Annotated in this window: 7 protein-coding genes; all 7 read left to right on the plus strand. The window is 36.7% G+C overall.

Translation table 11 applies throughout. From position 1 onward, the window contains the following. The first annotated feature begins 363 nt into the window (after nucleotides 1-363). The gene (locus MWU78_RS15410; protein WP_246999331.1) at nucleotides 364-2,529 is read left to right on the plus strand and encodes an Ig-like domain-containing protein; all 2,166 of its coding nucleotides are present in this window, start codon (nucleotides 364-366) and stop codon (nucleotides 2,527-2,529) included. A gap of 1,426 nt (nucleotides 2,530-3,955) precedes the next feature. Further along, nucleotides 3,956-5,557 (plus strand): hypothetical protein, encoded by a 1,602-nt coding sequence (locus MWU78_RS15415; protein ID WP_246999332.1) that lies wholly within the window; start codon nucleotides 3,956-3,958, stop codon nucleotides 5,555-5,557. A gap of 607 nt (nucleotides 5,558-6,164) precedes the next feature. Then, nucleotides 6,165-6,386 (plus strand): hypothetical protein, encoded by a 222-nt coding sequence (locus MWU78_RS15420; protein ID WP_246999333.1) that lies wholly within the window; start codon nucleotides 6,165-6,167, stop codon nucleotides 6,384-6,386. Between the two features lie 596 nt (nucleotides 6,387-6,982). Then, complete coding sequence (locus MWU78_RS15425; protein WP_246999334.1) at nucleotides 6,983-7,501, plus strand: acyltransferase; 519 nt, start codon at nucleotides 6,983-6,985, stop codon at nucleotides 7,499-7,501. A 3-nt stretch (nucleotides 7,502-7,504) separates the two neighbouring features. Further along, a complete protein-coding gene (locus tag MWU78_RS15430; RefSeq protein WP_246999335.1) occupies nucleotides 7,505-8,659 on the plus strand; it encodes a hypothetical protein in 1,155 nt (384 codons plus the stop codon). A 332-nt stretch (nucleotides 8,660-8,991) separates the two neighbouring features. Next, nucleotides 8,992-9,990, plus strand: coding sequence for an SDR family oxidoreductase (locus MWU78_RS15435; protein WP_246999336.1), 999 nt, complete (start codon nucleotides 8,992-8,994; stop codon nucleotides 9,988-9,990). Nucleotides 9,991-10,008: 18 nt separating this feature from the next. Next, nucleotides 10,009-11,289, plus strand: coding sequence for a nucleotide sugar dehydrogenase (locus MWU78_RS15440; protein ID WP_246999337.1), 1,281 nt, complete (start codon nucleotides 10,009-10,011; stop codon nucleotides 11,287-11,289). Nucleotides 11,290-11,396 lie beyond the last annotated feature (107 nt).

Genomic DNA, 11,396 nt, shown 5'->3' on the forward strand with positions numbered 1-11,396 from the left:
AGACATATTGCCGTCTTTTAGTTTCTCGATAACGTCCGAATCTTTAGCATTCGTCCTTTGCTTCTACTCCCTTTTGGATACTTATATTATTTTGAAAACAATTTTTAAGCACATTTGAAACTGATTTTATTTGTTAATATATTGACATATACCGCAATTAGACAAGCTGAAATCTAAAAGAAAGAAGCATTTCATCGAATAATCAAATATCAAACATCCAAACCCCAATACGCAATCGTAAATCTACCAATTCTAATTAAAAACAGCAGTTTGACGTCAATATACGCTACTCGTCGATGATATTATGAAAGTAAATTTATTATAAACCCCAATTGATTATCAATTAATTAAAGTCTAATACTTATGAAAATTTCCCCCTCGAACCTATTACAATGGACCCTGCTATGTCTTTTCCTTTTTTTAAATTCTTCCTGCAACAAGGATTCCGACCTTTTGGCAGAATATGTTGTGGAAGAAAATCCAATAAGCACTGAACCCAATGAAGTAATTATCGATTTAGCAAATGCGGTATTTACTACCGAAGAAGATCAAGCTGTAACCTTCAATCTGCTTTACAACACCTCTAGCAACAGGAAAGGGCGCAGAAGATATAAAAGAAACGTAAAACCTAAATATGGTGAAATTACCATAGAAAAAGACAGCATAGCTGTTTACACTCCTTCAAACGACTATAATGGTAAGGATAATATTGAAATTATATTGGAAGTCACCAATGAGGATGACACTACATCGGAAGTTGCTGTAAACGTAGATGTTACCATTGAGCCTGTTGAGGATGTTGTTGAAGATATCGTTGAAGTTACTTCTGAAGAGGCCGTAATAATAGAACCTCTTGATAATGACACTTTTAACGAAGAAAGTGAGGTTGTAATAACAGAAGTGAGTCAACCTGCCAATGGTATTGCAGTAATCAATGAGGATAATACCATTACCTATACTCCTAATACCGAAAGTTCCGAAGAAACCGCTACAGAAGAAGTTGCTACAGAAGAGGTTGTTAGCCCTGAGGAGGATTCATTTACTTATACCACTACCGTAACCAATTCAGATAACTCGGTCACCACAGAAACCGGGTCCATTACCGTTACTGAATCTGAAAAGAACACCACATCTGACGAATATTCAATCGTATTATCAGAGTTAAAAGCCTTTCCGAGTGCATTTGGCGCAGGTGAACTTGTGACTGGTGGCAGGGGCGGAAAAGTATATGAGGTTACCAATCTTAATGATAGTGGCGAAGGTTCGTTCAGAGCGGCACTTGAAGCTACTGGAGATAGAATAATTATTATAAAGGTAGAAGGATTGGCCACTTTATCGTCAGTAATGACAACATACGCGGCAGGTAATGGAAACTTGACTATTTGGGGCCAGTTTGCTCCAGGGCGCGGATTAACCATGTCGGGCAAGAGAATGGCCATGTACAATTGCAACAACGTAATAGTTAGGCATATGACTTTCCAAAACAAGGTGGACACTGGCTTTGGCAGTTGGTCGGTCAACGAAATACCCGACGGACCAGGCGTTTATTTTGATCATCTATCCGTTAGGTACGGCATGGACCAAATAATAAATATTGGTTCAAGAAACTCGAGTAATTACTCCACATTGGCCTACACCATGATCGCAGAGGGATTGGACGGGCATAACACAGGGAGCATATTTGGGGATAGTGGTACAGGTGGAGCTGATACGGGAGCTAGTACTTACGCCAGGAACATGATATATAATGTAAGCCATAGAATACCGAATGTATCCGGGTCCAGCCACCTCCATGAAAATTACAACAATTATCTGGTCAATTGGTCATCTAGAATAATACGGACAAATGGGGGACCACACGTTGATTATTTTAACAACTACTCAGAAAAGGGAAATAGGCCTCAAGCTTCATCAACCCCTGTTAATAAAATGGGCTTGCCAATAGATGGTTTTATGACTTATACCGGGTGGAACTATGTAGAGGGTCAGGATGAGACCCCAAATGACAACCAAACCGGCCTATGGGTGAACTATAAGGCGAACTCAGAAGGTTCCGATGGAGACCCTATTGACAAAAGCCACTATGCATCTGGTAGACAGCATAATTTCACAAACCCTGCAGATGGTATTTGGGATGTAATGGATGTGCCGTCAAAAGTAATGGCTAATGTCGGCCATAACATGGGAATAAATGCAGATGGTAGCCCAGGGTTCTTCAGGGACACAAAGGATGCTTCATATATTGACAAAACAAGCAACAATACCACGGAATCAGATTACAGAGCGCAAGGGGATTGGGATAATTCCGAATTTACAAATACATCCTTATATGAGTCTACAAGTGGCGACCATATTCCTGATTGGTTTAAAAATCAACACGACCATTTAACCATTGGGGTAGATCAACAAGATGATGTTGAAACATATTGGGATTTTGGAACCTACACAGTTAAAAATACAGCTGGCTATACCAATCTTGAAATGGCAGCGGCCTATTATGCCGGAGATTTCGAAATCATGCTTTATTAGTTGGTAATCAAATCTGTCCTAAATAAATTTCAGGTGTAATGAATTTAGCCAAGAGAATTGAAAGGCATACTTCAACAACCCATGAAATAGATTTGCCCAACTCTGAGCCATCGGCATCATTTTGGTCGAAAATACACCTTCAGTAGATAAGTCTCTTTTTTAAGAATACACTAAACATTAAATGCTCCTAGATTTATTTAGGGGCATTTTTTTTGATGTTCGATTTTGAATTTAGGACAGGTTAGGTGTTCCGCTTGTGATTTTGGTGAGATTCAACCTTGTCCGTTTCTACCAGGCCATGTAAGGCATCTTTATTTGTGTGCTATTGCATATTATCCATTCCAGGTATGTAGTCGAGTTTTTTATACCAAGGGTTTTAAAGATGACCTATAGTTTACGGTAATTACAAACCATTGACCTCCACAACGGATTCTAGTTGGTGGAATACCTAAGCTCACTGTCTAACCTGTAAAATCAATTAATATACTGTGCTTATCAACGATGTGGACCTACCAAGAATCGAAGATTATTTATTGGACTTCTCGATATCAATATTTTTGACCTTTTATCAGTAGATCTAGCTAACAATCTTATAATTCGTCAGGCGTTTACCGCCAAGATCTACAACAGAGAAGAATTGGTAATCGATATCGCCATTGACCTACTTGACCGAACGCTTGTCGAACCAACCGGATTTGTGATTTTAGAACAACAGTACCCGTTTGCCTTGGGGATCGAATATTCAAAGTGGTCCTTTTTAGGCACCGCACAGACCAAAGACCTTTATCCGTTCCTCCCAGGGGATGACCGAAAAGATCCTCCGGATCTCCCTTTCAGTGAACGATTTTAGAACAGTTCCTATTAATTGATCCCCCCAGTAGGTGAAAAAATAGGCCAAAAGTTAGTTATTCTGCTAATAATGTTCAAAAACAATTAAGATAATACCCTGGCATAAAGGCCAAATACTCTTATACAAGATTTTCTTTTATCTATAACATGAATTAACAATCTGAATAACAGTTAATCAATCTACTTTCAATAGTACGCTAATAGATCAAAAATTACCTTACAGGGCTGGATTAAGTTTTACCTCACTCAAAACCATAAAAAATAACTTCAAACTTCTCCTACCAAGAAGTAAAAATCTATTCCTAAGGAGCGAGCACTCCGAGAATACAAAATGAAATTTCTATTGTCGATTAAATTGACAGTTACAATATCAAGGTTAAATGTTAATGAAAAACTACTTCCTTTTACTCTCGTGAGAATTCCTACAAAATGAAATAATCAGGACATTCCAAAAAACCATATAACGATATACTTCAATTTTCATCAATTTTATTTGCTAGTATCATATATTTAAACTAACTATGGTTCTCGATTGTTTTGATTAAGTACAATTCATTTTTCACATATTCATTGATTTATGCAAGAAAAATTAAGAGTTGCTATTCTCTCAGATAATAACAAATTATATGCCTGGCAGCAATTGGTATTGGAGAATATCGAAAAATCAGACTATGCCCAATTAACACTTTCCATTAAAATAAACGACAAGACTAACCCAAAAGTACCATGGGCATGGAACATTCTTAGTCGTTTAGATTATTCCCTTTTTAAACCTCGCCCAAATGCCAAATTGGTAAAAAGTTCAAGGTCATTATTTAAAGAGACTTTGGAATACTCGGAGACTTCAGGTTTGAATTTAAAAAAACCAAACGAATACCTAGTAGATGTTATTATCAATTTCTCAGACAGCATACCCGACAAAAACCTTATTTCACACAGTGAATATGGAGTATGGGATTTAGTACATTCCGCCCCCTCTAACATAAAACAAGGTCCTCCAGGGGCTTGGGAACTTCTTTTAGGACTACCTGAAATAGGGGCATATTTAAAATGTAGGACACATGAGGAAAAGCAACCCAAAATACTTGACCAGACTTTTGTCTGTACTGACTGGATCAGTTTTTCAAGAAATGCCAATAGCATCTATTGGCATGCATACCCAATGATTCATAGAAATTTAAAAAAATTATATGAAACAAAGGAATTGAACGGTATTGACAGTAATAATTATAAAATTTGCACCTCAAAGGACCTTAGCCATCCATACTTTGAATATCCAAAAACAAGTGAATTATTTTGGCATGTCACTAAAATATTGTTGAAAAAAATTAGACAATTAATTGAAAGTAAAATATATTATGATCAATGGATTCTTCTTTTTTCCAATTCAGCAAATTCCTCCCCCTATAATTTATCACAGTATACCAGAATCATCCCTCCCAAGGACCGATTTTGGGCCGACCCATTTTTGATTATAAGAAACAACAAACAATATCTTTTTATTGAAGAACTCGTATTTAAGGATAAATTAGGGCATTTGGCCGTTATGGAATTGGATGATAAAGGAAATTATACCACCCCAAAAATTATCTTAAAAAAAGAATATCATCTTTCTTATCCTTTCCTTTTTGAGGACAAAGACAACCTCTTTATGATCCCGGAAACAAGTGGAAACAATGATATTCAACTGTACAAATGTACTAATTTCCCACATGAATGGAAATTGGAAAAAACGCTAATGAACAATGTCGTTGCTCTAGATACCACTATCTATAAAGAAGGTGATATTTATTGGATGTTTACGAACTTAAAAGAGCATAAAGGGATGCCATCCAACGTAAATCTCTTCTTGTACTATTCCAAGGACCTCGTATCAAACAAATGGACATCCCACCCCTTAAATCCTGTGGTAACCGATGTTAAAAAAGCAAGGCCTGCGGGGCAACTATTTAAGGAAGGAAATAATTTAGTCCGTCCATCTCAAAACTGCTCCCATTATTATGGATATGGTATGAATTTTAATAAGATAACAAAATTAACCGAACTCTATTATGAAGAAGAAATGTTACATTCCATTGATCCGGGATGGCAAAAAAATGTATTATGCACCCACACCTTTAATTTCAGTAAGTATGTATATATAAGTGATGCCAAAATAAAAAGAAATCGATTTTTTTAATAATAACTAATCAACAACAACAATCAATACTTTGACCCACCCTAAAATAAGTTGACACAATTTCAACTTATTTATGAATTATTCAGAAAATCCAAGAAATAAGCGCACGGCCTAAGCCTTAAATTAGCTGTTATATCCCAAGTTGAAAAGGCGAATAAATTTGGGAAGGAGAGTATCAACGATACCACCAACTCTTTATCATTTATATGCCTTAATCTAGAAGACTGAGAAGCCCTGCCTCATTTTTCCAAGAGTTCAATTTTGAAGTGGTCTGTAACTTGGCTGCACAAGCCGGCGCAAGGTACAGGTTGGAGAACCCCAGAACCAATATCGAAAGAAAAATTATAGGTTTTTTTAAATATTTTGGAATGCTGCAGGCATCACCATATTAAACACTTAATATATGCCAGTAACTCCGGCATGTTTGGAATGAACAAAAAAGTGCTCTTTGAAACCTCGCACAATGTGGACCACCCAATTTGCCATTATGCCGCTACAAAGAAGAGCAATGAACTGATTGCTCAGACCTGCAGCCATTTGTATTGGTTTGCGACTACCGGGCTAAGGTTTTTGCCGTTTTTCGGCCTTGAGCCGGCCAGATATATCCATGGCCCTATTTACCGAAGCTATGGTCCAAGGAGACGTTATAAAGATATTTAACCACAGGGAAATGGAACGTGTCTTTAATGATATAGACTATATTACCGAAGGAGACGTTCGTATCTTGGAAATAGAAACCACCCTTAGAATCAGAGTTCAAGAAAACTATAAGATCTTTAATATTGACAACAACAAATCCGTTAGGTTGACCACTTCATTAAAGCCATAGAAATAAATCTTGGTGTAAAGGCCAAACAGCAATTGCTATCCATTCCATTAGGTGACTTACTAGTACCCAGTCCAATATATGGTTTTTAATAAGCAACCTCGATTTAAGCCCCAACACCCATATTCAAGAGGGGGTGGCCCAATATGTAGCTAGAAATAAGGAGTACAACAAAGTACAAAGTATTATATCAGGAAACTTAAGAAGCGCCATCCAATCAAATATGGCAGATAGACGGTATAAAAATCTGCCTGCACTGAAATGGTTCTTAAAAATAGTATTATTTTTATTTCTTACCCGAGTGTTTACTTCATTAATGGTTTTATTGATTGGCGCACAAAACGTTGAATTATTTTTAAACCCCGCTATATCAAGATGTTAACCCCAATGCTTATTGCAATGAAGATATCATCACTGGAAACGACTTCCTATGAGTTTTTGAAAGGCAAAAATATTCAGTAAGTTCATTATTTATCAAAGCCTATTGTTAAGTCTTTTATTCTATATTGAGATAAAATTCAACTATTTGATTTTAATATATTCTATCTTTAGTTTTGGTTTGGTGAAATAATAGAGTTATAGTTAAAAAATATATAATTATGAGCAGATTATTAGCTAGTTTAAAACACAGGATATTGCTATGGTTTATAAACACTCCGATATTCAATAGATATTCACAAAAATGGTATGAAGCCTTGGGCGTAGTAGGATCTAAATATAGAATATCTCCGAATATCACCCTTGTTGGCAGCTATAGCAATTTAAAGTTAGGCCAACGATCAGAAATTAATGCGGGATGTTTTTTGTTAGCAAAAGATAGAATAGTTATTGGAGAAAATTCGACGTTAGCTTATCAAACGACTATTTTAACCAGTGCTAACCCTAATGGTCCCCATAATGTATTAGTGAGATTATACCCTGCCATAAAAAAACCAGTCATAATCGGTAAAAATTCTTGGATTGGAGCGCGAGCAACCATACTGCCTGGTGTAACCATTGGCAACTACTGTATCGTGGCTGCTGGGGCTTTAGTCACAAAAGATGTTCCAGATTACACTTTGGTAGCTGGGGTACCAGCTAGGGAAATAAAACAACTAGATAAAACATTATTGAGATAAAACATGGCCGAGATTATAGTGTTTGCGGGCTCCTCTATTGGGAGTGTATTAAGTTTATTGGAGCAAATCAAGAAAAAAAACAAATGTACTTCCTATGTGGTTTGTTTAAATTCAGAAGCTCAACCCATCTTTGAAAAAAGCTGTTATGTTGATGGCGTTAAGACCTTATGGAATAGTAATGAAGAAGAATTTTTTCACGAATTTAAAAATTGGTTTTATCAGATTAATCCCCCAAAAAAACCAGTTGTATATTTCACAACGGATACCTCATGTTTTTTAGTGAATTTATATCGTGATTGGTTTGAGAGTAATTGTACATTATGCTTACCATCTTCGGAAATAATAACCACTTTCACTAAAAAGGGAGTAGCAGAACTTGCAGCAAAAGACAATGGCCTCTCAATACCAAAAACCGCAGTAATCCAAAAAGTTGAGGATTTAAAAGAAATAGTAAATTCCTTTGTTTTTCCAGTAATAATTAAACCAAGATCCGCTTACGAATCGCAAAAAGCACCATTTAAAGTTAAAATTTTAAATCAATCAGTTTTTTATGAGGAAACAAAAGATTATTTAAGCAAAGGCTACAGTTTTGTTTGTCAAGAATACATACCAGGAAATGATGATTCAGCATATTTTTATATTTTTTATAGATCTCTAACCGGAAAAATTAATTCCGTTGTAGGCCGCAAGGTATTACAAAACCCGCCCCGAGCTGGAATAATGGCTAAAGGGCTAATTGAGGATAACGTGGAGTTGACTTCCCAATGTAAAGTCTTTTTAGAAAAAATCGATTATAAAGGACTGGGAGGGTTAGAATTTAAAAAATTTGATGAGAAGTATTACTTTATTGAAATGAGTACTCGGTTAGAAGGCTTTTTTAAAATTTCTTCTATTGCAAATGTTCCGATGGGTTTAATTTCTTACAACGATCTTTGCGGTATTGAAGAAGATGCTGGAAATCTTAAATTAAAACAACAAAATGGAGGTATATATATTGATTTAAAATCTATGATTGGAGCCCACAAAAGAAATAATTCCTATTTCAAATTGTTTTTGGACAGCTGGAGTTTAGTCTTTAATAAAAAATATCAATTGAACGTTTATAGTAACAATGATAGAAAACCATTTTTCTCATGGTTAAAAAAATTCATCAATTAGAATATAAAATAGAGAGGGTAAATTTCCGCCAACTTTTGAATTACGGTATATCAACGAGCATAGGGGCTAGAAAATATGGTAAGAAAAAGTAACTGAATCTGATGATCGCAGAAGTTTTTGGTGGTAACACATCTCGTCCCACAATATGTCAACCCAGAAGGCACCAACTTTTTACTTCTTAACCTTCTATTTTGACAATTCTACAATTTAACGAACTAAAGTCTGTCGACATCGCTATTACTTCCATTTCACCGAGAATATGACGACTTCATATAATAAATTGGAAAATTGCAATAAGTTTTTCACATCTTTGCTGCTTAGAAAACACACCCATGGATTTATCAAACATCAATCTAAATGCAAATTATCATATCCTTGTAACTGGAGGAGCTGGTTTTATTGGTTCCAATTTGTGCGAGACTCTTTTAAGTAATGGTAATACTGTAATCTGTCTGGACAATTTTGCAACCGGGAAAAGAGAAAATATTGCCCATTTATTGTCAAACTCCAAGTTTAACTTGATAGAAGGTGACATTAGAAACTTACAAGATTGCCATAAGGCCTGTTTAGGTGTCGATTATGTTTTGCACCAGGCCGCTCTGGGTTCCGTTCCTAGATCGATCAATGACCCCATCACAAGTAACGCGGTAAACGTATCCGGGTTTTTAAATATACTCGTAGCAGCTCGGGACGCCAAGGTAAAGCGCTTTGTATATGCTGCAAGCTCTTCAACCTATGGAGACAGCAAGGGATTACCTAAGGTTGAAGACGTTATTGGCAAGCCACTTTCCCCCTATGCCATAACGAAATATGTAAACGAGCTATATGCAGATATTTTTAGCAAGACCTACGGTTTGGAGACCATTGGTTTGCGTTATTTCAATGTTTTTGGACGGAAACAAGATCCCAATGGGGCCTATGCGGCAGTAATCCCAAAGTTTGTAATGCAGTTGATGAAATATGAATCGCCCATTATCAATGGAGATGGCAGTTACTCAAGGGATTTTACCTATATAGACAATGTACTCCAAATGAACCTTAGGGCTATCAGCAGTACTAATAAAGACGCCATAAATACGGTCTATAATGTGGCCTACGGGGAACGTACGAATCTAAAACAGTTGGTGGATCTTTTAAAAGACTACCTTAGTCAATTTGATTCAAAAATAGCTCAAGTAGAAGTTATCTATGGTCCAAACCGTCAGGGAGATGTACCCCATTCCCTAGCTTCTATAGTTAAAGCTAGAACCTTATTGGGGTACGATCCAAAATTTAATATTGAAAACGGCTTAAAAGAAGCCGTGAAATGGTATTGGGAAAATTTAAAATAATATTAATAATTCAACAGAATGACTCAAATTAAAATCGCAGTAATAGGATTGGGCTATGTGGGCCTACCCTTGGCACGGCTGTTTGCTACCAAATACGCAACCATTGGCTTTGATATTAACCAAACCAGAATAAACGAATTGCAGGCAGGCAAGGATTATACCTTGGAAGTGGAGGACGAAGTGCTTCAAAAAGTATTACGTGAGACCCCAGAGATGAACACTGGCCTGTATTGCACGAACAACTTAGAACATATAGCGGATTGCAACTATTATATAGTTACCGTACCTACTCCTGTAGACCATACCAATAGACCAATTTTAACCCCTCTATACAAGGCCAGCGAGACCGTGGGCAAGGTGTTAAAAAAAGGGGATGTTGTAGTCTACGAGTCCACGGTATACCCTGGTGTTACCGAAGACGAGTGTGTCCCAGTTTTAGAACAGATTAGTGGCCTTAAATTTAACCAGGATTTCTTTGCTGGATACTCGCCAGAACGGATCAATCCGGGTGATAAGGAGCACACCGTAGAGAAAATCTTAAAAGTAACCTCTGGATCTACACCTGAGACAGGAAATAAAGTAAACGACCTATATGCCTCGGTTATTACAGCTGGCACCTATTTGGCTTCCAGCATAAAAGTAGCGGAAGCTGCCAAGGTAATCGAAAATTCACAACGTGATATCAATATTGCCTTTGTAAATGAATTGGCCAAAATATTCAATTTAATGGATATAGACACCCATGAAGTATTGGAGGCCGCAGGTACCAAATGGAATTTCCTACCCTTTAAACCAGGCTTGGTGGGCGGACATTGTATTGGGGTGGACCCATACTATTTAGCCCAAAAAGCACAGGAGTACGGTTATCATCCCGAAATTATTTTGGCCGGAAGACGTATGAATGACGGTATGGGAAAATATGTAGCCTCAGAGGTCGTAAAATTAATGGTACAGAACGACATCAAGGTTAAAGGTTCCAATATTCTAGTCTTAGGCATCACTTTTAAAGAAAACTGTCCGGATGTCCGTAATACCAAAGCGGTGGACGTAATAAACAATCTTACAAGCTATGGCGCGAACGTGACCATTTTTGACCCATGGGCTTCCCCGGAAGAGGTGGCGCACGAATATAAATTAATTACCTCCAAAGAAAAACCCGATCAGCAATATGAAGCCATTGTGCTGACAGTAGCGCACAAAGACTTTCTCAATATAAATCTGCAATCTATGTTAAAACCGGAAGGTGTCTTGTATGATGTTAAAGGAATTTTACTTAAACAGGCAAATGGCAGATTGTAACCATAAGTGTAATTGGAAAATTAGTTGTGAAAATCCCAGTACTATATATAGCCTTTTATTCATAGCTTAAGAATAGAAGAATGTATTACTAATTGTTTTATTTAAGA

This window comes from Arenibacter sp. F26102 (assembly GCF_023015865.1).
Classification (GTDB): domain Bacteria; phylum Bacteroidota; class Bacteroidia; order Flavobacteriales; family Flavobacteriaceae; genus Arenibacter.

Excerpts from the sequence above, each read along its gene's own strand:
- MWU78_RS15410 (WP_246999331.1), top strand. The coding sequence starts at position 364 with ATGAAAATTTCCCCCTCGAACCTATTACAATGGACCCTGCTATGTCTT.
- MWU78_RS15415 (WP_246999332.1), top strand. The coding sequence starts at position 3,956 with ATGCAAGAAAAATTAAGAGTTGCTATTCTCTCAGATAATAACAAATTA.
- MWU78_RS15420 (WP_246999333.1), top strand. The coding sequence starts at position 6,165 with ATGGCCCTATTTACCGAAGCTATGGTCCAAGGAGACGTTATAAAGATA.
- MWU78_RS15425 (WP_246999334.1), top strand. The coding sequence starts at position 6,983 with ATGAGCAGATTATTAGCTAGTTTAAAACACAGGATATTGCTATGGTTT.
- MWU78_RS15430 (WP_246999335.1), top strand. The coding sequence starts at position 7,505 with ATGGCCGAGATTATAGTGTTTGCGGGCTCCTCTATTGGGAGTGTATTA.
- MWU78_RS15435 (WP_246999336.1), top strand. The coding sequence starts at position 8,992 with ATGGATTTATCAAACATCAATCTAAATGCAAATTATCATATCCTTGTA.
- MWU78_RS15440 (WP_246999337.1), top strand. The coding sequence starts at position 10,009 with ATGACTCAAATTAAAATCGCAGTAATAGGATTGGGCTATGTGGGCCTA.